Annotated in this window: 18 protein-coding genes; 9 read left to right on the top strand and 9 right to left on the bottom strand. The window is 55.2% G+C overall.

Annotated features, from left to right (window positions below; all coding sequences use genetic code 11):
* Window positions 1-20 precede the first annotated feature (20 nt).
* The 4 genes from EDF73_RS09725 to EDF73_RS09710 form a co-directional block, all read right to left on the bottom strand.
* The gene (locus EDF73_RS09725; protein WP_132728655.1) at window positions 21-944 is read right to left on the bottom strand and encodes a sugar ABC transporter substrate-binding protein; all 924 of its coding nucleotides are present in this window, start codon (window positions 942-944) and stop codon (window positions 21-23) included.
* Window positions 945-1,501: 557 nt separating this feature from the next.
* Window positions 1,502-1,846: a DNA breaking-rejoining protein gene (locus EDF73_RS09720; RefSeq protein ID WP_243655212.1), complete on the bottom strand. Its 345-nt coding sequence runs from the start codon at window positions 1,844-1,846 to the stop codon at window positions 1,502-1,504.
* 150 nt (window positions 1,847-1,996) lie between these two features.
* On the bottom strand, window positions 1,997-2,953 hold the full coding sequence (locus EDF73_RS09715; RefSeq protein WP_132728652.1) for a LysR substrate-binding domain-containing protein: 957 nt from the start codon (window positions 2,951-2,953) through the stop codon (window positions 1,997-1,999).
* Window positions 2,954-3,112: 159 nt separating this feature from the next.
* Window positions 3,113-3,607 (bottom strand): DUF1097 domain-containing protein, encoded by a 495-nt coding sequence (locus EDF73_RS09710; RefSeq protein WP_132728650.1) that lies wholly within the window; start codon window positions 3,605-3,607, stop codon window positions 3,113-3,115.
* Window positions 3,608-3,870: 263 nt separating this feature from the next.
* Between EDF73_RS09710 and EDF73_RS09705 the strand changes: the two genes are divergently transcribed.
* The 7 genes from EDF73_RS09705 (at window position 3,871) to EDF73_RS09675 (ending at window position 11,339) form a co-directional block, all read left to right on the top strand.
* Window positions 3,871-4,476 (top strand): ankyrin repeat domain-containing protein, encoded by a 606-nt coding sequence (locus tag EDF73_RS09705; RefSeq protein WP_132728648.1) that lies wholly within the window; start codon window positions 3,871-3,873, stop codon window positions 4,474-4,476.
* Window positions 4,477-4,515: 39 nt separating this feature from the next.
* The gene (locus EDF73_RS09700; RefSeq protein WP_132728647.1) at window positions 4,516-5,391 is read left to right on the top strand and encodes a DUF2877 domain-containing protein; all 876 of its coding nucleotides are present in this window, start codon (window positions 4,516-4,518) and stop codon (window positions 5,389-5,391) included.
* Window positions 5,369-6,916, top strand: coding sequence for an acyl-CoA synthetase FdrA (fdrA, locus tag EDF73_RS09695; protein ID WP_132729019.1), 1,548 nt, complete (start codon window positions 5,369-5,371; stop codon window positions 6,914-6,916). Before EDF73_RS09700 ends, fdrA begins: the two co-directional genes overlap by 23 nt.
* Window positions 6,916-8,346 carry a DUF1116 domain-containing protein gene (locus EDF73_RS09690; protein ID WP_132728645.1) on the top strand — a complete coding sequence of 477 codons (1,431 nt, stop codon included), beginning with the start codon at window positions 6,916-6,918 and terminating at the stop codon, window positions 8,344-8,346. The genes fdrA and EDF73_RS09690 overlap by 1 nt, the downstream gene beginning before the upstream one ends.
* 114 nt (window positions 8,347-8,460) lie before the next feature.
* Window positions 8,461-9,411, top strand: a complete 951-nt coding sequence (locus tag EDF73_RS09685; RefSeq protein WP_132728644.1) for a carbamate kinase family protein — start codon at window positions 8,461-8,463, stop codon at window positions 9,409-9,411.
* 16 nt (window positions 9,412-9,427) lie between these two features.
* Window positions 9,428-10,816, top strand: coding sequence for an amidohydrolase family protein (locus EDF73_RS09680; protein ID WP_132728642.1), 1,389 nt, complete (start codon window positions 9,428-9,430; stop codon window positions 10,814-10,816).
* A 49-nt stretch (window positions 10,817-10,865) separates the two neighbouring features.
* Window positions 10,866-11,339: a heme-binding protein gene (locus EDF73_RS09675; RefSeq protein ID WP_132728640.1), complete on the top strand. Its 474-nt coding sequence runs from the start codon at window positions 10,866-10,868 to the stop codon at window positions 11,337-11,339.
* 135 nt (window positions 11,340-11,474) lie between these two features.
* Here EDF73_RS09675 and lysS read toward each other — a convergent pair whose 3' ends face one another.
* The 5 genes from lysS to cadC form a co-directional block, all read right to left on the bottom strand.
* The gene (gene lysS / locus EDF73_RS09670; protein WP_132728638.1) at window positions 11,475-12,992 is read right to left on the bottom strand and encodes a lysine--tRNA ligase; all 1,518 of its coding nucleotides are present in this window, start codon (window positions 12,990-12,992) and stop codon (window positions 11,475-11,477) included.
* A gap of 349 nt (window positions 12,993-13,341) precedes the next feature.
* Window positions 13,342-14,817: a dipeptide permease DtpD gene (dtpD, locus tag EDF73_RS09665; protein WP_132728636.1), complete on the bottom strand. Its 1,476-nt coding sequence runs from the start codon at window positions 14,815-14,817 to the stop codon at window positions 13,342-13,344.
* A 57-nt stretch (window positions 14,818-14,874) separates the two neighbouring features.
* Complete coding sequence (cadA, locus tag EDF73_RS09660) at window positions 14,875-17,022, bottom strand: lysine decarboxylase CadA (RefSeq protein WP_132728634.1); 2,148 nt, start codon at window positions 17,020-17,022, stop codon at window positions 14,875-14,877.
* A gap of 82 nt (window positions 17,023-17,104) precedes the next feature.
* The gene (gene cadB, locus EDF73_RS09655; RefSeq protein ID WP_132728632.1) at window positions 17,105-18,442 is read right to left on the bottom strand and encodes a cadaverine/lysine antiporter; all 1,338 of its coding nucleotides are present in this window, start codon (window positions 18,440-18,442) and stop codon (window positions 17,105-17,107) included.
* A gap of 365 nt (window positions 18,443-18,807) precedes the next feature.
* A complete protein-coding gene (gene cadC / locus EDF73_RS09650; RefSeq protein WP_132728630.1) occupies window positions 18,808-20,331 on the bottom strand; it encodes a lysine decarboxylation/transport transcriptional activator CadC in 1,524 nt (507 codons plus the stop codon).
* A 253-nt stretch (window positions 20,332-20,584) separates the two neighbouring features.
* Here cadC and EDF73_RS09645 point away from each other — a divergent pair, with 253 nt between their 5' ends.
* Together EDF73_RS09645 and EDF73_RS09640 are read left to right on the top strand one after the other, a co-directional pair.
* Window positions 20,585-21,700: an alkene reductase gene (locus tag EDF73_RS09645; RefSeq protein ID WP_132729017.1), complete on the top strand. Its 1,116-nt coding sequence runs from the start codon at window positions 20,585-20,587 to the stop codon at window positions 21,698-21,700.
* A 483-nt stretch (window positions 21,701-22,183) separates the two neighbouring features.
* Window positions 22,184-23,050: a GNAT family N-acetyltransferase gene (locus EDF73_RS09640; RefSeq protein ID WP_132728628.1), complete on the top strand. Its 867-nt coding sequence runs from the start codon at window positions 22,184-22,186 to the stop codon at window positions 23,048-23,050.
* Window positions 23,051-23,065 lie beyond the last annotated feature (15 nt).

Here is a 23,065-nt window from a genome sequence, read left to right as displayed (position 1 = left end):
TACCGCGGGTCCTGGAATGATTATTTTTGATTACGACTGATAAACTCAGACATATTCTCTTTGGTAATCAGCTGGAAAGGGACATCGATGACTTTTGCTACTGTTTCACCGTTGGCCAGTTTGATGGCGGCGTCAACCGCCCCGACTCCCTGACCTTTGGCATCCTGGAAAACGGTGGCGATCATCTTGCCGTTTTTGAGCATCTGCAGGGCATCCGGCGTGCCATCGACACCGGCAATCAGAATATGATTTGGGTTGCTGCCCAGCGCCTGCAGGGCACCAATAGCCATTTCATCGTTGTTGGACGCAATCGCCTGGATATCTTCACCGCTGGTCATCCAGTTGCTCACCACGTCAACGGCGTCGTTACGCATAAACTTCGCGGTCTGCTTCTGGACGATTTTAATATCCGGATACTTCGCCACGACTTCTTCAACGCCTTTAGTTCGGTCGCGGGTGGATTCATTCGCCAGATCGCCCAGCAGAATCGCCACGTTACCCTTGCCGTTCATCGCTTTCGCCAGCGCTTCCATCTGCAGGCGTCCCGCGAGCACGGAGTCTGAGCCCACAAAGGCCATTTTGTCCGTCAGTGGAACCTGTGGCCGGCGGTTAACAAACACCAACGGGATGCCGGCTTTGCTGGCCTGATCGATAATCGGTTTCACCGCATCGGTATCAACCGGGGCGACAATAATGGCATCGACGCCCTGACCGATGAAGTTCTGAACCTGTTGTAGCTGTTGCGATACATCCCCCTTGGCATCTTCCACCTGCGATTTCACACCGTCTTTTTGCATCTCTTTCTGCATGGCGGTACGCAGAATGGTCAGGAAGTTATCATCGAACAGCGCCATGGAAACCCCGATGGAAATATCTTTTGCCATGACCGCAGCGGGTAACATACAGACTAACAAAGAGGCAATAATCGTTTTCTTGATGTTCATAGTTGATCCTTAAGGGTCAGTGATATGCCAGTTCATTGCGATAAAATGAAAAATTCGTTTCGTTAAGCGGCGGTCTGTCACCGGTCGTCTCCACCGCCAGCAGCGACGCAGCCACGCGGATTAAAACGGCTGAATTCAATTGATTTGTAATGAATTATCAAAACAGCAGTTCATTAATCATGCATTTTATCGCCAGTCACATTTCAGTTGTTTTATTTCATTAACAACACATATGAAACTTTTATAATTAAATAACTGAAATGAAAATTTTAAAACCACTCGATAACAGAACTTTGACAGATCTCTAACATTGCTGCATAAACGAGCGAAAAATGAGAGGCCACCGACAGTTTGCGCACAAGCCAACGGCCTGGCACTGGCATTGTGGGCGAAGCGATTACCCATAGTTATAAAGAGGATATTTGAAACATTAGTCCCGTTATTCCGGGTAATGAGAGCAGGGTGCAGGGGTTAGCGCGGAGACGCTGACGATGAAGAACACCGCCCGCAGGGGATGTTCTTCATCGGTAAGCGATAAGCAGAGAGTTGAGGATATTCTACGGGGTGATTTTCAATTCCAGCTCATAGCCGCTGGTTTTTCCCTCATCGCGCGCTCCCCCCATCTGGTAAACACGCACCGTATACTTTCCGCCGGTTGCCAGACGTTGCTCAAAGGCACCTTCGGTCATCGAACCGTTAAAAATCGTCTCGTTTGCCGGGTTGATAACGTTGAAACAGGGATGAGGCCATTTGCTTTTCATACTGACGTGCATCATCTGCCCCTCCTTCGCCACCAGCGTATAGTCTTTCACATCGGCACCGCTGACCGCGTTTTTGATGGTCGCCCCATCGGTTCCTTTAGCGAAGTGAACCGGTAGCGTATTGATTTTATAATTTGCCATTGACCATAGCGGTGTGAATAAACAACCTGCGCAGATCAAACCACCAACAATTAACTTTAAATTTTTCATTTAATTAACACCTTCTGTTTTAATACAGGGTGTTATATCACATCAGGTATGCGGACAATATTCCCGGGAAACCGGTTGCCACTATTTTCCTCTGATGCTTTGACTCTCTGCCTCGCGGTGGAGTAAATCAGCATAAATCGCGCTTAATATCCCGCCCGGACGAAACTGTTTTTTGATCCACTGGGTCACCTGCCCGGTGGCCGCATGCTGGGTTGCCAGCAGCATCCCCGAATCCTGACGCGGGTTATGAATCTGGCGGATAATCAGCCTGTTTTCCGCCATCGCCTCATTGACCATATAGTCCGGCAAAAAGCCGATTCCTTCACCGAGGATCTGGCACTGGCATTTGGTATTAAAGTCCGGGACCAGAATCGCCTCCTGACCATGTAAAAGCCAGCCCACTTTCTTATTGATGGTGCTGGCGGTGTCCTCGACCATAATATTGGGATAGAGGCGCAGCTGGCTTTCCGATATTGGCTCCGGGATAAAGGCCAGCGGATGATCCGGGGCAATAGCAAACACCCAACGGATAGCGCCAATTTCGGTGTAATCAATACCGCCGCCGTCAAGCAGCGTATCCGGCGCGCCAATCGCAATATTGGCCTGGTTGTTGATTATCGCATCCCAGACGCCGTTATACACCTGCGTCGTCACGGTAATCTGGCAGGTTGGAAACTGTTTTTTGAGCACCTGCAGCAGGCGTGCGGTATGTCGCGGGGTATACAGCAGCTGATTAATGCAGATGCGCACCCGCGCTTCAATCCCCTGGGAGATGGTATCGATGCTGCGCTTAATGGCGTGGAAATCATTGAGCAAATCGGTGGCCTTGCGAAAAAGATAGTAGCCGGACTCGGTCAACTCAATACTGCGGGTATTGCGGGTAAACAGCACCACGTCCAGCCCCGTCTCCATGCGCTTAATGGTGTAGCTGATGGCCGATGTCGTCAGCCCCAGCTCATCCGCGGCCTTACTAAAGCTGCCGAATCGCGCCGCCGTGGTAAACGCCAGCAGATTTTCTTCAGTAAAAATTGAGTTCATGCGCCCGCGCCCTGTCTCATTAACCCACCCTCCATTCGGCCCTGCCGTTGAATGTATGCGCCGTTGCGATCGTCAGGCAATCATTTTTGAATAACTTTTAACACCCTACGGACTATTTTCCGCCACGCGCACAATGAAGATCCTCTGCCGGCACAGGACTCAGGGCTGGCTTTTAGAGGTCGCTTCACTCAGCTTACGCCCGCTATATTCCGAAATCAGTCCGACGCAGTTACCGGCGAAAAAGCCCACCAGGGTCACTGACCAGTTCAGCCCGGAGGCAAAAAATAAGGTCATCCCGAGGAAGCCGCCGGGGATAAAAGAAGTGAGCGCAAACCGTCCCTGCCAGACAATCACCGCGGAGAAGGGTACCGTGGTCACCACGCTCGCCCAGAAGTTCGACATCCCGCTGCCCGATGCGATCCCCGCCGCCGCCTGTGCGGCGAGAAACGCCCAGACCGCGCCAGAATAGTTAACAAACAGGCTCTTGATGAACCCTTCTTTACCGCCGCCTGCGGCATAAAAACTGCAAAAGGCGACGAAGCCAATCGTTCCGAGCAGACCCCAGCTCGGATCAAGCCCAACCAGCGAGGAGATCAGCTGCCAGACCCCGGCACAAATGCCGACAGTAACCCCCGTTGCGGTGAGTCCGTTCATCTCTCCCTCCTCATCATCTTAGCCGTTGCTGAATATTGATTTCGTCAGGCAACTGTATACAAAGAAACCCCGCTTGTACTGAGGACTATCGCGGCAAAGAAACAAACATTGCACTACCGCACAGCCTGTATCGACTATTAAAAATTATTCAATAATCAGGACGTTTATGGCGAATAAATTTTAACCGGGTTCTTTTATCTATTTTTCATTGCTATTCTCAATTCAGCCCCAAAATCACCGTGGCAAACTATCAGGAGAAAATAATGTCCAGGGAAAATCTGAACGCTGAATTTCTATTCGCTGCAGAACACGGCCATTTAACAGAATTAAAATCCTGCCTCGCTCAGGGCGTTGATATTAACGTCAGCGATCGCCAGGGGCGAACGGCAATTACATTAGCCAGCTTATTTCAGCATTATTCCTGCGTGACCCAGCTTATCGCCGCGGGCGCCGATATCAATAAGCAGGATCAGACCTGCTTAAATCCTTTTCTGTTGAGCTGTCTGAATAACGATCTGACGTTATTACGCTTAATTTTGCCGGCGAATCCCGATCTTAATCGCCTGACCCGTTTTGGCGGCGTGGGCCTGACTCCCGCCTGTGAAAAAGGCCACCTCAGGATCGTGGAAGCGCTGCTGACGGATAGCGAAATAAACGTCAACCACACCAATTTTGTGGGCTGGACGCCGCTGCTGGAAGCCATCGTCCTGAATGACGGCGGGGCGACGCAGCAGGCTATCGTTAAGCTGCTGCTGGCCCACGGCGCGAACCCGCAGATGACCGATAAATATGGCAGAACCCCGCTGGAGCTGGCGCGGGAGAAAGGCTTTGAGGAGATTGCGCAGCTGCTGATCGCCGCTGGCGCCTGATACAGGAGAGCGGCTATCGATACCCCTCAACGGCGGTGTGTGCAAGCGCTAACTGCGGATGAGAGTTTTCTCTCTGAGCGCGGCAGCGGACGGGTTGAACAGGTCTTTTCCCGGGCGGTAAACCTGTTGATTCCCGGACAGCAGCGTCTGCTAACGCTGCTGTGCCAGGGCTACGATAATGCGCCCAATAGCTGTCGGTTAGCGTTCACACACTTAGATGACCTGTTTCGACCGGGTGAGACGGTGCGGTTTCTGGATTCAGGAGTCGCAATTGGCGATGACAAATGGATAGCAACCTCATCCTGCGGCCGCTGGCAGATGGCGAAACCCGCGCTGGATGGCGACCGTTTGCAACGCATTCCCTGGCAGCGATGGAGTCAGGCTATCCATCAGCAGCTACATGCGCATGAAACGTTATTTCTCTACCGCGGCGATAATCCGTTTTATCAGGAAATCGCCAGGCAATTACAACACCGACGCGCCGCGCTATTCGCCGCGCTAAAACAAGGACGCAATATTACCGAGGCGGTGGCCCGCATGGTGGGGCTGGGTATCGGTCTGACGCCGTCGGCAGATGATTATCTGGTGGGCCTCAGTATTATTTTATTTATTCATCATCACCCGGCGGAAAAATATAAACCCGCGTTTTTATCGGCGCTGCAATGTGCCAGAAAAAATACCACCTTATTGAGCGCGATGACCTTAGAGGCCGCCATCAATCAGCGCTATCGGGAAAATATTGCGGCACTGATTGATGGCCTGATGAATAACCCGGACCGTTTTCCCGGACGGACGATTAACGCTATTAAAAATATTGGCTCGAGTTCCGGCTGCGACATGCTGTATGGCATCGCGGATGCCTGCGCGCTGAGTCAAATATATGGAGGGAATGATGTCAGTCAAAATAGTGGTTAAAAAGAATACGTATTTTGATTCTGTTTCGTTGATGTCGATATCCACTCGCGCCAATCAACTCGACGGCGTTGAGCAGGCATTTGTGGCGATGGCCACCGAAATGAACAAAGGGGTGCTGAAAAATCTGGGCCTGCTGACGCCGGAACTCAGCGAGGCCAAAAACGGCGATCTGATGATAGTGATTAAAGGCGTCGAGGGGGCCGACGGCGGGCAGCTCCTCGCGGACATTGAAGCTCTGTTCAACCATAAAGCCGCAGGCGGCGCGTACGAAGCCCGCTACGCCACCCTCACCAGCGCCAAAAAGCATCTGACGGACAGCAATCTGGCGGTGATCTCGGTCAACGGGCTGTTTGCCGCCCGCGAAGCGCGTCAGGCGCTGCAAAACGATCTCAACGTGATGCTGTTTTCCGATAACGTCTCCCTCGACGACGAGCTGGCGCTTAAACAGCTGGCTCAGCAAAAAGGGCTGCTGCTGATGGGGCCGGACTGCGGTACCGCCATCATTAACGGTACCGCTCTGTGTTTTGCTAACGCGGTACGGCGCGGCAATATCGGTATCATCGGCGCCTCCGGCACCGGGAGCCAGGAGCTGAGCGTACGGATTCATGAATTCGGCGGCGGGATCTCACAGCTTATCGGCACCGGCGGTCGCGACCTGAGCGAGAAAATCGGCGGTCTGATGATGCTGGAGGCCATCCGAATGCTGGAAGAGGATCCGCAAACGGAAATCATCGCTCTGATATCCAAACCCCCTGCTCCGGCGGTGGCGCGTAACGTGCTGGCGCGCGCGCGCGCCTGCCGCAAGCCGGTAGTCGCCTGTTTCCTCGGGCGCGCTGAACCGCCGGCGGATGAAAGCGGCCTGCAGTATGCCCGAGGGACTCTGGAAGCCGCGCGAAAAGCGCTGCTCCTCGCGGGCATCAAGCCGGAAAATCGCGATCTGCCGCCGCGCAACCCGGCACCGATCGCCGACGCTCGCGCCTGCCTGACGCCGCAGCAAAAATACCTGCGCGGCCTGTTCTGCGGCGGAACCCTGTGCGACGAAACCCTGTTCGCGGTACTGGAACAGCATGCCGGGGTCTACAGTAATATCCAGCCCGATCCGGCCTTCCGTCTGCAGGACATCAACCGCAGTATCAAGCATACCCTTCTCGATTTTGGCGATGACGATTTTACCAACGGCAGGCCCCACCCGATGATCGACCCCACTCACCGCATCCAGCGCCTGCTGCAGGAAGCCCGCGATCCGGAAGTGGCGGCGATCGTGATGGATTTTGTCCTCGGATTCGGATCCCATCACGATCCGGTGGGCGTCACGATCGCCGCGATCGGCGAGGCGCAAGCCATTGCCGCCGCCGACGGGCGTCATCTGCCGATCCTCGGCTATGTGCTGGGAACCGACATCGACACGCCATCGCTGGAGCAACAGCGCCAGATGCTGCGCGACGCGGGCGTAATTCTGGCAAACAGCAGTACCGAGACCGGCCTGCTGGCGCGCGAATTAATCCGTAAAGGGGAGAATACCTGATGAGCCAGTCACTATTTAGCCAGCCGCTGAACGTTATTAATGTCGGCATCGCCCTGTTCAGCGAAGACCTGAAAAAGCAGCATACCGCGGTGACCCAGCTCGACTGGACGCCTCCTGGCCAGGGCAATATGCAGGTGGTCAACGCCGTGGACAGCATTGCCGACTCGCCGCTGGCAGAGAAAATCGCCGCCGCTAACCAACGGGCGCTGGAGCGCATTGTCCAGTCGCACCCGGTGCTGACGGGCTTTGATCAGGCGATTAACGTCGTGCCCGGTATGACGGCAAAAACCATTCTCCATGCCGGGCCGCCGGTGAGCTGGGAAAAAATGTGCGGGGCGATGAAGGGCGCGGTCACCGGGGCGCTGGTGTTTGAAGGGTTGGCGCAGGATCTTGACGAAGCCGCCGCACTGGCCGCTTCCGGCGAGATCACCTTCTCACCGTGCCACGAACACGACTGCGTCGGTTCGATGGCGGGCGTCACCTCCGCCTCGATGTTCATGCACATTGTCGAGAATAAAACCTACGGCAACATCGCGTTTACCAACATGAGCGAACAGATGGCGAAGATCCTGCGCATGGGGGCCAACGACCAGAGCGTGATCGACAGGCTGATCTGGATGCGCGACGTCCAGGGGCCGATGCTGCGTGACGCCATGAAAATTATCGGCGAAATCGATCTGCGCTTAATGCTGGCGCAGGCTCTGCATATGGGCGACGAGTGCCACAACCGCAATAACGCCGGCACCACCCTGCTGATTCAGGCGTTGACGCCGGGCATCATCCAGGCCGGCTATCCGGTTGAACAGCAGCGCGAAGTGTTTGAATTCGTCGCCAGCAGCGACTACTTCTCCGGCCCGACGTGGATGGCGATGTGCAAAGCGGCGATGGACGCCGCCCACGGCATTGAATACAGCACCGTGGTCACCACCATGGCGCGCAACGGCGTTGAGTTCGGCCTGCGGGTCAGCGGCCTGCCGGGAGAGTGGTTCACCGGCCCGGCGCAGCAGGTTATCGGCCCGATGTTTGCCGGCTATCAGCCGGAGGATTCCGGTCTTGATATCGGCGACAGCGCGATTACCGAAACCTACGGCATCGGCGGTTTCGCCATGGCGACGGCGCCGGCTATCGTTGCCCTGGTCGGCGGCACGGTTGAAGAGGCTATTGATTTCTCCCGCCAGATGGGGGAAATCACCCTCGGTGAAAATCCGAACGTCACCATTCCGCTGCTCGGATTTATGGGTGTGCCGACCGCTATCGATATTACCCGCGTCGGCAGCAGCGGCATCCTGCCGGTGATCAACACCGCGATCGCGCACAAAGACGCGGGCATCAGCATGATCGGCGCCGGGATTGTCCATCCGCCCTTCGCCTGTTTTGAAAAAGCGATTCTCCGCTGGTGTGAACGATACGCCGTGTCACCCAGCCGATAACCCGGATAAAGCGTCAGCAGCCGTCCGGGATTTTTCCCCGGTCGCGCTGCGCTTACCGGAGCCATAGCGATAACAACAATAAGACCATCGCCCTCTGTAGCGGATACCAACACTATGAAAGAACTCGTGGTCGTTGCCATTGGCGGCAACAGCATCATCAAAGATAACGCCAGCCAGTCGATTGAACATCAGTCTGAGGCGGTTAAGGTCGTGGCGGACACGGTGCTGGAGATGCTGGCATCGGACTACCATATCGTCCTGACTCACGGTAACGGCCCGCAGGTCGGGCTGGATTTACGCCGCGCGGAAATCGCCCATGAGCATGAAGGCCTGCCGTTGACGCCGCTGGCCAACTGCGTTGCCGACACCCAGGGCGGCATCGGCTATCTGATTCAGCAGGCGTTAAATAACCGCCTGGCCCATCGCGGCGAGCAAAAAGCGGTGACCGTGGTCACTCAGGTCGAGGTGGATAACAACGATCCCGGCTTTGCCAATCCCAGCAAACCGATCGGCACCTTCTTCAGCGCCGCCCAGCGGGATGAGCTACAGCGGGCTCACCCGGACTGGCGCTTTGTCGAAGATGCCGGGCGCGGCTACCGCCGGGTCGTCGCCTCGCCGGAACCAAAACGTATCGTCGAAGCGCAGGCCATACAAGCGTTGACCCGACAAGGGTTCGTGGTGATTGGCGCCGGCGGCGGCGGTATCCCGGTTGTCCGCGACGCGCAGGGGGATTATCAAAGCGTGGACGCGGTCATTGATAAAGACCTGTCAACCGCCCTGCTGGCCCGCGAGATCCATGCCGACATCCTGGTCATCACCACCGGCGTTGAGCAGGTCTGTATCCATTTCGCTCAACCCAACCAACGGGCGCTGGGCACGGTCAACGCCCGCGACATGACCCGCTATATGCAGGAAGGCCATTTCCCGGCGGGAAGCATGCTGCCCAAAATTGTCGCCAGCCTTGCGTTTTTAAAACACGGCGGCAAACGGGTGATTATTACCTCGCCGGAGTGCTTACCCGCCGCGCTGCGCGGGGAGACCGGTACCCATATTGTGTACGACTGAGACAAAAGGAAGAAACATGAATAAAGACCATAGCCGTCGCGAATTTCTCAGCCAAAGTGGAAAAATGGTCACTGCCGCCGCCCTGCTGGCCGCCGCGGCGCCGGCCGTCTATGCCGGCAGCAGTAATACGCCCGTCACCGCCTGCGGGCCGAAAGGGATGATGAACCCTGAGGATAAGCATTACTATCTCGATAACGTCCTGCTGGAAAGCGGCTTTGAGTATCAACATGACGTGGTCGTACACACCCGTACCGAGCTGCAAACGTTGGAGATCGGCGCCGGTAAGATCATCGCCGTGCGCAGTAATAAAAGCCATCCTGACGCCACCCTTCCCCACTACGATGCCGGTGGCAAGCTGATGCTCCCGGCGATGCGCGATATGCACATTCATCTGGATAAAACCTTTTACGGCGGCCCGTGGCGTTCGCTGAACCGCCCGGCAGGCACCACCATTCAGGATATGATTAAGCTTGAGCAGAAGCTGCTGCCGGAACTGCAGCCCTACACCCAGCAGCACGCCGAAAAGCTGATCGATCTGATCCAGTCGAAAGGGTCGACGATCGCCCGCAGCCACTGCAATATCGAGCCGACCTCCGGATTGAAGAATCTCGAAAACCTGCAGGCGGTGCTGGCGCATCGCCAGGCAGGCTTCGCCTGCGAAATCGTCGCCTTCCCGCAGCACGGTTTACTGCTGTCAAAATCAGAACCGCTGGTACGCGAAGCGATGCAGGCCGGCGCGCACTACGTCGGCGGGCTCGATCCTACTCACGTCGATGGGGCGATGGAAAAATCCCTCGATACGATGTTCCAGATAGCCGTGGATTACCACAAAGGGGTCGATATCCACCTGCATGAAACCAGCCCGGCGGGCGTTGCGGCGCTGAACTACATGGTGGAAACCGTGGAGAAAACCCCGGAGCTCAAAGGCAAACTGACCATCAGCCACGCTTTTGCGCTGGCAACGCTGGACGAACGGCAGGTTGACGCCATCGCCAGCCGCATGGCGGCCCAGCAGATTACCATCGCCTCCACCGTGCCGATTGGCACCTTACATATGCCGCTGCAGCAGCTGCGCGATAAAGGGGTGTTTGTGATGACCGGGACCGACAGCGTGATTGACCACTGGTCGCCGTATGGCCTCGGCGACATGCTGGAGAAAGCCAATCTCTATGCCCAGCTCTATATTCGCCCGAACGAACAGACGCTCTCCCGCTCGCTGGCGATCGCCACCGGCGACGTGCTGCCGCTGAATGATAAAGGCGAGCGGGTGTGGCCGAAAGCGCAGGACGACGCCAGCTTTGTGCTGGTTGACGCCTCCTGTTCCGCCGAAGCGGTGGCGCGCATTTCTCCCCGCACCGCCACGTTCCATAACGGCCAGATGGTCTGGGGTAGCGTGGGCGCGTAATCTCCGACGCCTGCTGCCGCGCGTTTTATTGCCAAAAAGGATGATTAACATGAAGAAATACCGCTTGCTGGCTGCCCTGACCCTCTGCATGGCAGGCAGCGCCGCTGCCGCCGGACTGACGGTGCCGACGCTCTCTCTTGAGCAGGCCAACAGGCTCGCCGACGCGGCCATTGCCGCCTGCCAGGCCAGAGGCTACCCCGTGAGCGTCACCGTGGTTGACCGTTCCGGCGTGACCCTCGCCTCCCAGCGCATGGATAATGCTGGTCCGCATACCGTGCAAGCCAGCTTCCGGAAAGCCTGGACCGCGTTATCCACGAAAACCGCCAGCGGCAAAGTGATGGAGAGCGCGCAGAAAAATCCCGGAGCGCAGCATATGTCGGATATCCCAGGTTTCCTGCTGCTGGCCGGCGGCCTGCCGGTTAAGGTCGACAGCAAGGTGATTGGCGCTATCGGTATCGGCGGCGCCCCCGGCGGCCAGCTCGATGAGAGCTGCGCCCAGGAAGCGCTCGATAAGACGCGGTGATTCACACTCCCCCGGTCGCGCTGCGCTTCCCGGGGGCTACCGACCCGGCGCCATCCGGAGATCGTCCATACGGCGCGTAAGGATAAAAAAGCCCCCTGGCTCTGACGAGCAAGGGGGCTTTGTTTTCACAGAGACCTATTTCTGCGGACGCATTGCCGGGAACAGAATAACGTCGCGGATGGTGTGGCTGTTGGTGAACAGCATCACCATACGGTCGATACCGATACCCAGGCCCGCCGTCGGCGGCAGGCCATATTCCAGCGCCGTCACGTAGTCTTCGTCGTAGAACATCGCTTCATCGTCACCGGCCGCTTTCGCGTTGACCTGCTCCTGGAAGCGCTGGGCCTGATCTTCGGCGTCGTTCAGTTCGCTGAAGCCGTTGCCGATTTCACGACCGCCAATGAAGAACTCAAAGCGGTCGGTAATCTCCGGATTCACGTCATTGCGGCGCGCCAGCGGTGAAACCTCGGCCGGATACTCGGTGATAAAGGTCGGCTGAATCAGATGCGCTTCCGCCACTTCGTCAAAGATTTCAGTGACGATGCGGCCCAGACCCCAGCTCTTCTCAACGTTAATGCCGATGGACTCAGCGATGGCTTGCGCCGCATCGAAGTTATCCAGATCCGCCATCTCGGTTTGCGGACGGTATTTCTTGATAGCTTCGCGCATAGTCAGTTTTTCAAACGGCTTACCGAAGTCAAAAATCTGGTCGCCATACGGCACCTGTGTTGTACCCAGCACGGTTTGCGCCAGGGTGCGGAATAGCGCTTCAGTCAGCGCGATCAGATCCTTATAGTCCGCATACGCCATGTAGAGCTCCATCATGGTGAACTCGGGGTTATGACGGACGGAGATCCCTTCGTTACGGAAGTTGCGGTTGATCTCGAACACGCGTTCGAAGCCGCCCACCACCAGGCGTTTCAGGTACAGTTCCGGCGCGATACGCAGGTACATGTCCAGATCCAGCGCGTTGTGATGGGTGATGAACGGACGGGCAGACGCGCCGCCGGGGATCACCTGCATCATCGGGGTTTCCACTTCCATAAAGCCGCGGGCCACCATGAACTGACGCATCGTGGCAAGGATCTGCGAGCGAACTTTAAAGGTGTGGCGCGATTCGTCGTTGGCGATCAGATCCAGATAGCGCTGGCGATAGCGAACTTCCTGATCCTGCAGGCCGTGGAATTTGTCCGGCAGCGGGCGCAGGGCTTTGGTCAGCAGGCGCAGTTCGCTGCAGTGGATAGACAGCTCGCCGGTTTGGGTTTTGAACAGCTTACCGCGCGCGGCAATGATGTCGCCGAGGTCCCATTTTTTGAACTGCTCGTTGTAGACGCCTTCCGGCAGATCGTCGCGCGCAACGTACAGCTGAATACGGCCGCCGACGTCCTGCAAGGTGACGAAAGAGGCTTTCCCCATGATGCGTCGGGTCATCATGCGGCCAGCCACAGAGACGTCAACATTCAAGGAGGTGAGCGTTTCGTTATCCTTGTCATCGAATTCGCTGTGCAACTGGTCAGAAGTATGGTCACGGCGAAAATCATTCGGGAACGGGATACCCTGCTCGCGGAGCGCAGCCAGCTTTTCACGACGGCTTTTCAGTTCATTATTAAGGTCAATTGCCTCATCGGCACTTTGTGCTTGTTGTTCAGACATGTTGGTTCCTCATAACCCTGCTTACAAACTTGCTTCGATAAATTGACCAGGCCAGCTATCCAACGCGGCCTGGCGAGTGCGGGTCCCGACACCAGTGCGCAGTCGGTCTCCGGCATCACCGCCAAAAATCGCACGATAGAATCTTAACTAACCTGGCCTCACTTCAGGCTGATCTCACTCAGCACCAGGAAAACTAAAGTTTTTTCATTCGCTGGCTCGCCATATCGCCAGAATATCCTCCTCCCGACAGCTAAACGATGCAAGGAGCAGACTTACGCCAGCTCCGGGAAATTCCCCGGTCGCGCAGCGCTGACCGGGACGACGGGTTCGAACCGACCCGGATAAGGCGCTAGGCGCCGCCTCCGGGAAGATCGCCGGTGGCAGTACGGCGTTTGCCCACGCAACAGGCCGCCCCGAAAGTCAAAATGACCATCACCGCCACGCAGCCCAGCGTCCACTCGCCCATTTGTGAAAAGAAGTGCTGATAGGCGCTGATTGCCGTTTCGCCGATCTGAGATTCGATGGTTTCCTGCGCCACCAGCCCCGCCAGCCAGTTGGCGACCGCGCCGGTCGCCAGCATGTAGATCCCGGTCAGCACGCCGGTCACCGCCGGCATATTCAGACGGGTGATCTGCGCCATTGCCACCGGGTCGATAAACAGCTCGGCAAAGCCCATCAGCGCCAGACCACCGACCATCAGCCCCAGCGAGGCCTGACCATCGACGGCGCCGCGACGGGCATTGAGGGCCAACAGCATAAATCCGCAGCCCATCAGCAGCAGACCAAAGGCAAATTTCAGCCAGACGTGAACCACGGAACGGGTGTTGCCTTCCGGGCGCAGCAGCCAGGCGAGAACCACGCCTGCCGCCATCACAGCAATGGCATTCACCGACTGAAACAGCGCGGTCGGCACGGCGATATTGAACAGCTGGCGGTTCACAAAGCGATCGATAAACAGGCTGATCGAACTCCCGCCCTGCTGCGCCAGCACCCAGAACAGCGTACCGGCCAGCATCAGCAGGACGATTTGCCACAGCGCGCGCCGGTGCTGCGGGGAAGAGATCATCATTCGCGCGACCATTTGCGCGGCAAACACGCAGACGATAGCCAGCAGATAGCCAGACCAGTTATTTTCCAGCAACAACGTGAAGAACACCGGCGCCACGCCCAGCATCACCACCAGCCAGCCCCAGGTGGGCAGTACAAACTTCACCGTCCGCAGCGCCCGCTGGTCGACGCCGCGGGTATGGCTGAAATGGCGATGACCGCTGAGGAAGATCAGCAGCCCGATAAACATGCCGATACCCGCCAGCGCAAAGCCAATGTGCCAGCCATACCACTGCGCCGCCAGGCCGCAGGCGATAGGCGCGGCGATCGAACCGACGTTGCCCGCCGCGTAAAGCAGCGAAAAGCCGCCGTCGCGACGGGGATCGTCGCTGGCATACAGTTCGCCGAGCAGGCAGCTGATGTTGGATTTGAACAGACCGTAGCCGCAAATAATGATCGCCAGCGCGAGGTACAAACTCCAGGTGGCATCGGATTCAACGCCCAGCACTACGTGGCCGAGGGTCATCAACAGCGCGCCGGCAATCACCGCCGTGCGATTGCCAAGCAGGCGGTCGGCAAGCCAGCCGCCGAGAATAGGGGTAACGTAAACCAGAGAAGCGTAAGCGCTGAACAGACTGATGGCGTGGCTGTCATCAAAACCGAGCTGATGGGTGAGATAGAGAATGAGTAAGGCACGCATGCCGTAAAAGCTGAAATATTCCCAGATTTGGATCGCGACGATGTAATAGATCGCGCGCGGCTGTGAGGGTGTTTTCATGAGGTCTCCTTGCAGCGTGAAAAAGGGAAGTGGCAAGCCACTTCCCTGGAGCTTCAATTACTTGTTGTTTTCTTCTTTCAGCACCTTGACGGTGTAACGACCATCGGCCTGACGATATGCCCCGTGGATATCGGTTTCGAAGCCCGGGTAATGGGCGCCGATTTCGCACAGCATCTGCAGGAACTCCAGTACCGGACGGCTCTCTTCAGTGATCATTTCACCCGGCATCACCAGCGGAACTCCCGGAGGATACGGCAGGATCATGTTGGCGTTGACGCGGCCCACCATCTCTTCGAGATACACCTCTTCGGTTTGCCCGTGCAGCTCTTTCTGGAAGGCAACGTACGGCGTCACCATCATGGTCGGCAGCACTTCGAATGCGCGGAACATCAGATCCGGCAGGTTGTGATGCTCAATCAGTTTGTGAATGTTCTGCGCCAGTTCCTGAACGCGCATGTTTTCATAGAATTCAGGATCTTCACGGTACAGCGACGGCAGCATGTTTTTCACGCGCAGGTTCAGGTCGAAAGCGCGTTTAAAGTCGGTCAACGCGCGCAGCAGGCTCAGCGCTTTGGTTTTGTCGATACCGATGCTGAACAGGAACAGCAGGTTGTACGGGCCGGTTTTCTCGACCACGATGCCGTGTTCGTCGAGGTATTTCGCCACGATGCTGGCCGGAATACCGAACTCATCCATGGTACCGTCTTTCTTCATCCCCGGGGTCAGCAGAGTGACTTTGATCGGATCGAGGTACATGTGTTCGTTATCGATGTTTTTGAAACCGTGCCATGCGCTGTCGGAGCGCAGCGGCCAGCATTCCGGGCCATCGATATGTTCCGGCTGCCAGACATCGAAGAACCAGCCTTCCGATTCACCTTTCAGGCGTTTGATCTCTTTACGGAACTTAATAGACCGTTCAATTGAGCCATCAATCAGACGCTTACCGGCGTTGCCTTTCATCATCGCCGCGGCGGTTTCGGTGGAAGCCACCACGCCGTAGTGCGGAGAGGTGGTGGTATGCATCATGTAGGCTTCGTTAAAGGTCTCTTCGTTGACATCTCCTTTTACGTGGATCATCGAAGCCTGGGAGAATGCCGCCAGCAGTTTGTGCGTGGACTGGGTTTCGTAAATCACCTTCCCTTCCACACGGCCGCCGCTCATCCCGCATTTACCGGCATAGATTGGCGAGAAGTTGGTGTAAGGCACCCAGGCGGAGTCAAAGTGGATGGATTTCACATCCAGCGTTTTCTTGATGAAATCGGTGTTATACAGCAGACCATCATAGGTGGAGTTGGTGATAACCGCGTGTACCGGCCAGGTCGCATTCGGCGTCTCTTTGACCCGTTTGGCGATGGTCGCCCGCTGGAATTCACTCTGCGGAATGCCGCCGAGGATCCCGTAGGCGTTACGGGTTGGGCGGAAGTAAATCGGCGTAATATCGCTCATCATCATCAGATGGGTCAGCGATTTGTGGCAGTTACGGTCGATCAGCACGGTGCTGCCGGCCGGGGCGGAATACATGCCGACGATTTTGTTGGCCGTCGAGGTACCGTTGGTCACCATGTAGCTGCGTTCAGCATTGAAGACGCGGGCGATGTACTCTTCCGCTTCTTTGTGCGGGCCGCTGTGGTCAAGCAGAGAACCCAGTTCAGAAACCGAAATCGAGATATCTGATTTCATGGTGTTGGAACCAAAGAAATCATAGAAGATGCTGCCGACCGGGCTTTTCTGGAAGGCGGTACCGCCCATATGGCCCGGGGTGCAGAAGGTGTATTTGCCTTCGCGTACGTATTTGAACAGCGCTTTGGTCAGCGGCGGCAGAATGGTGTCGATGTACTCATCGGTGTTCTGTTTGATTTTATCGGCGATATCATCGGCGGCCCCCAGCGCATATTCGAAGAAACGGACCTGCATCCGCAGATCGTTGAGGCTCACATCCAGCGTGGAGTAGGTGTTAGCGAAGGCGTACAGCGGCATATATTCGTTCAGTTTGCTGATTTCTTCGCACAGTTCGAGATTGTATTTATCCCAGTCGAAGATCACCCCGCACAGACGAGCGTTGTTTTCGATAAGTTTCAGTAAATCTTCGCGGTCGTTCGGATAGACAATACGGAAGTCCAGGCGTTCAAGGGCGCGATGCAGTTCACGGATAGGCTCTTCTTTAAAGTAGACGCCCATGTGATTCATGATTGCGATAACGTTCATAGTCGAATCTCCAGATATGCAGAGCCCCTCCCGTCACGTGGTGACAGGTGCAGGAAGGAGCTCCAGGAAAAAGGGTTACGGATTAATGCGCGCTGGCGGCAGAGCTGTCAGTGGTGTCGTTTTCGTGCTGACGCTGGTGCATTTTGCGGCCGTAGAACATCAGGATAATCAGGCTGACGATAAAGGTGCCGGCCAGCTCGAAGGAGCTTGCCCCCATCAGGGCGATGAAGCAGAACGCGCAGCCCAGCACGGAACAAATCAGGCTAACCAGGTTGCGAATGTTGATGCCTTCGAAGCGAATCAGGTCAACGCAGGAGTAGAAATAAGGCAGCATGGTCAACAGGACGGCGATACCGGTCAGTTCACCGAACAGGTCGGAGGCTTTACCCCCGCTGGAGTTCATCAGAGTAATCAGCACCATCAGCGCAGTCATTTTCACCGCCGCCAGCAGCAGGCCTTTTTTCGGAATACCGTTGCTATCAACTTCGCCATACACTTTCGGGAAGTTGCCGTCGTTAGCCGCACGGACGCCGGCCTGGCCCACCAGCATCATCCACGAGCCCAGCGAAGTCAGGCAGGCAAAGGCGGTGAAGGCGGAAACCACCGGAGCGGCCCAGCCGCCAAGGATGGTGGAGGCACTGATGGCGAACGGCGCGCCGGAGGCTGCCATCTGAGCCGCAGGGTACATCCCGGCGATAACCTGCGTCGCGGCGATATACACCACGCCCGCCATCGCGGTGCCCAGCATGGTTGCCAGCGGAACGGTACGTTTCGGGTTTTTCACCATCCCGGTGCTGACGGCGGCGGATTCAACGCCGACGAAGGCCCACAGGCAGAGCAGAATACTTTTGATCACCGCGTGGCTGTCAGGCGTACTGGAGGTGTTCCAGTTTGCCTGATAGGTCGCTGCGTCAAACCAGTGCCAGCCGATGACCGCGGTCATCACCACCGGAATTAATACCAGTACCAGGCCAATTGTGGTCAGACGGCTTACCCAGGTCCCGCCGAGCATATTCACGAAGGTGAATATCCAGACGATGGCAATACAGGCGATACCCGCCGGAATAGGGTTATTCAGAATCGGGAAGAAGGTAGAAAGATAAGAAACGGCGGTAATCCCGATAGCCAGGTTACCGATCCAGTTGGCATGATAATAAAGCACGCCGGTCTGGAAACCGAACGCCGGTGATATTTCCCCGGCATAGGCAATTGGCCCCCCCTGCTGTGGATTCTTGGTTGCCAGTCGGGCATAAACATAAGCCAGAGACATGGCGCCAATAATAGAAATCACCCATCCCCAGATAGCAATACCACCGATGCTGGCGAGGTTCGCAGGTAATAATGCAATACCGCTCCCCATCATATTACCAGCGACCACGCCGGTACAGGCAAATAGCCCTATCTTCTTGGCAGAACTCATGTTTGCTTTTCTCCTAAGTTTATTTTGGAGGTACAGATCATGATAGCGAACCTTTTATTGACCCGACCAACTGCCAACCAGCTTAATGACTCACCGAAAATAAATCCTAAAGATAAAGTGAAATAACAGCAAACATCAGACAAATGATATTTTGACCTTTTTCAATTAACATATCAGGATGACATGTTGATATCATAAAAAGATAAACATCGTTTACTTACATGAGGTTATGGCGAGAGTGCGGTGTTGAAATTGTGTTATATCGCGGCCAGTAAATGTCAAATACATATAACAAACTGCGCCTTCATGAGAAACATAAGTTTAACCTCACCATACTCAAAACCATGAGCATGATGAGGGTTTACTTATTCTGAAGAGAGGAAGTTATCGAGATAAGGGACCACGCGGGTCAGCGAGGTCTGAAATACCGCATTTTCGATCCAGTAAAAAGTGTTCTCTCCTGGACGCAAATTAAATGCGGTGAGATAGGCATCCGCGGCTTCGCGGTTCTCCCCTTTCATTTCGTAGACTTTACCCAACAGGACGTAATTCATCCACGACATTTCCAGATCGATACCGGTATTAATCGCAGTATAGGCTTCATCGACTTTCCCCTGGCCTAATAAATCCACCGTTTTAATCTGGTAAAATATCGCCATATCTTTGATCCCCGGCATATCGCCAACCCGGGTGATTTCGGCATACAGCGCGCTGAGCTGTTCTTTATCCAGCGGCTGCTGCGAATGGCGTAATACATCGACCAGCGTTTTTTCCGCATACGCGTAGGTAAAGTCCGGAGAGTCTTTAATCACATCATCAAGCAGCGCGCTGGCTTTGCCTAAGGAGTCGACATCACCATTCATTAATAGCTGATGCGCCTGGTAGAAGTGGGTAAGCGCGGTACTGTGCGAGGGTTGATACTGTCTCAGCATCTCCTGCATACGCGCTGGCCACGGCTGCTTGAGCGCCTGCGATAAGCTGCTCAGCAGATCGTTTTGAATCGACAGCTGGTTATCGCTGGTGATGAAATAGCGCTTGTCCATCATCGTTGAGCCGTCGGCGTTATCCACCATCTGCACCGACATAAAACACTGCTGGGCGCGGTAGTGCCGCTGATTGACGAACTCAATCGTCAGCGTTTTGCCTGAACTGCTGGGCTCATTAATGTTGTAGTTGGTTTTGTCATGCACCATAAAGGTGGAGAAGGTATTCAGCGAGGTGGTCACCAGGCTGCCCAACCCCACCGCATAGGAGTGCTGCGATGCCCAGTTGGTGCAGGAGTTGCCTTTCAGCAGGTGGATATCGATATCACGCGGGTTCAACAGCAGACGCGCCTTATTGACCGGTGGCCGCGACTCGATCGTCGACAGCGCAACCAGCGCCACGCAGCTTGCGAGCGCCAGCAGGAACAGGATCCACACCCAAAACGTGGCGATGCGTTTGCGCTTTTCTGGTTTCACCGACGCCGGCTGGACCGGCGCGGCCTCAGCGGCTGAGGCCGGAGCCGTGGGCTCCGCGACAGGGGCCGCTGGCGTAATAACCGGCGCGGGTTCTTCCCCCTCTTCCGTACACCAGATCACCGGGACCGTAAGCTTATAGCCACGCTTTGGCACCGTCGCAATATATTCCAGGCTACCTTCATCGCTATCTTTCAATGACTTACGTAACTCAGAAATGCTTTGCGTCACGACGTGGCTGGTCACCACGTTACGCGTCCAGACATTATCGATAAGCTCGTCTCTGCTGAGCACTTCATCAGGGTGGCGAGCGAAGAAAACCAGAAGATCGATTAAACGCGGTTCAAGAGTTAGCTGACGCCCCTTCCGACTGATTTGGTTGATAGAGGGTGTAACCAGCCATTCTCCCACGCGAACAACAGGTTGTTGCATAAAAAAGAGCCCAAAACGAAAAGGGAAGGGCGGGATGATAACACATTTCCCCTACCTATTTATGATAGGGGTCATTACCTTTATCACGTTATATCGCTCTGCATTTAAACGTCTTAACCAGTTTTTATTTCTAAACAAAATGAGCAATAGTCTATTAACATCTGTGTCATTTCTTATGGGATAGCCAGGGTCTATTCTGCGTCCATTACCTCGTTCAACGCCTGATCAGATAGGCTATAAATGGAGACGCATGATGTTATTTGACCATTATTCTCTGCCGGCAGTGATGCTGAAAAACCGGATTGTGATGCCCCCGATGACCCGCTCCCGCGCCGGAGCAGGCAATGTGGCCACCGGGCAAATGGCGGAGTATTACGCACAACGCGCCAGCGCAGGATTGATTATCAGCGAAGGCACGCAGATTAGCCAACAGGGCCAGGGCTATGCCTGGACGCCTGGCATTTACAGCGTACAGCAGATCGCGGGCTGGCGAAAAGTGACCGATGCGGTGCATCGCGCCGGCGGGACGATGTTTGCCCAGCTGTGGCATGTGGGCCGCGTCTCGCATACCATTTTACAGCCAGACCACGCCGCGCCGGTTTCCTCATCGGCGATTCAGGCGCAAGGGGTCAAGGTGTTTGTCGATGTCGAAGGCCGTGGCCCGGAAAACGGCGTCGGCGAGATGGTGCAGCACTCCATGCCGAGAGCGCTGACGAGAGAAGAGATTGCGGCCATCGTTGCACAGTATGCTCAGGCGGCCCGCAATGCGATGGAAGCCGGGTTTGACGGTGTGGAACTGCACGGCGCCAATGGGTATCTCATTAACCAGTTTATTGATTCCCGCGAAAACCAGCGCGACGATGAATATGGCGGTTCGCTATCCCATCGCCTGCGTTTTTTACGCGAAGTCGTAGAAGCCGTCGCGGCGGCCATTGGCAAAGAAAAAGTTGGGATCCGTCTCGCGCCGTTGACCACGCTGATGGGGTCGAAGGATGATACTCCGGAAGCCACCTATCTGGCGGCTGCCAACGTGCTGAATGAGATTGGTATTGCCTATATTCATATCGCTGAAGCCGACTGGGATGACGCGCCGGTGATGCCTGCGGCGTTTAAAGAAGCGCTGCGCATGATCTTCCGCGGCACGCTGATATACTCCGGGAAATATACCGTTGAGCGGGCGCAGGAGGCGCTGGCGAACGGCTGGGCCGACCTGATTGGCTTTGGCCGCCCGTTTATCGCCAACCCCGATCTGCCCTATCGCCTGCAACATCAGCTCCCGCTTAATCAGCCGGTTAAAGAGACGTTCTTCGGCGGCGGTAAAGAGGGCTATCTCGACTACCCTGCCATAGCGGTGAAACAGGCGCGCTGATATTCGGCTGCAGGCGCCATAAGGTCGCACAGCGGTAAACGCCGGTTGGGCACAGCAGCCTCCGGCATCAAACGCTTCGGCAATGCATTTCACATCTTAAACGTGGTTTATGGTTTAAGATGTGAATTAACGATGAGCAACAGGGCATTTCATTTATTGCCAGGCATACGTAAGAGTTAATAGACATTCATTCACCGCTTAAATAAGTTTTACCGGTGAAACCTGCTGCGGGAAATTTGCGCGACAGGAGGCTTATTCCTGACCATTGTCGTCCTTCCAGTCCTCTGGCTTCCGAGCCGCCTGCCCTCTTTACTGTGCCGTACTGTGACCGAGCCAACGTCCTGAGACACGACTGCGGGCAACAGACTGTACAAATATCGGGAAAAGTCCATACTCAACGCATAAATGAGCCAATATTTTTGCAATATTAATTTGGCAGAAGTGATGTCGGGTAGCAAAGTTTATAAAAAGGAATACAGACCGATGAAATACAAATTAGTTAAGCAGGTTTTACATGATGATGTGTTAAGAAACAGCTTCATTAATTTGGCCATTAAGACCTTTGACCTCTCTTTTAAGGATTGGTACAAAAAAGGTTACTGGACTGAATCATACATTCCTTATGCTTTTGTCGATCATAATAACGTGATTGCCAATGCTTCCGCGAATATCATCGATCTGCTGTGGCAGGGCCAACGTAAGCGCTATATCCAGATTGGCACCGTGATGACCGAAACCGATCATCGCGATAAGGGGCTGGCTAGCAAGTTGATTAATCAGATCCTCGTGGACTGGCAAGATCGGGCCGACGGCATTTTTCTCTTCGCTAACTCCACCACCATCGATTTCTATCCCAAGTTTGGTTTTGAGCAAACCGATGAGTACCAGTATACCCTACCAGTCATGCCGACGCCCGGGGATTTCCGCAAGCTCAATATGGACAAAGAGAGCGATGTCGAGGTGCTCAAACACTATTATCATAAATCTAACCCGTTTGCTCAGCTCTCGGCATACAATAACTTCGGTTTATTGATGTTTTACTGCTCGGCCTTTATGAAGCACTTCGTCTATTATTCGGAAAAAAATAATGCCGTGGTGATTGCGCTGCAAAACGATCATACGTTGATTTGCTTTGATATTTTCTGTGATGGCGAGAATTCAATGACGAAAATCGTTAATGAGCTCGCGGCAGAGCATACGCAACAGGTGATGTTAGGCTTTACGCCGAAGGAAGATCGCCCTGGTGAGTATGAAAAGATAGAAAGCGATGATTTTCTGTTCATCTATTCGGCTAAAGAAAATATCTTTAAAGGCCGGAAGATGATGTTCCCTACGCTCTCGCATGCCTGAACGCAGCAGCAGCCC

The organism is Klebsiella sp. BIGb0138 (genome assembly GCF_004342285.1).
GTDB lineage: Bacteria > Pseudomonadota > Gammaproteobacteria > Enterobacterales > Enterobacteriaceae > Klebsiella.
This window is presented reverse-complemented; position numbering and strand designations above follow the sequence as displayed.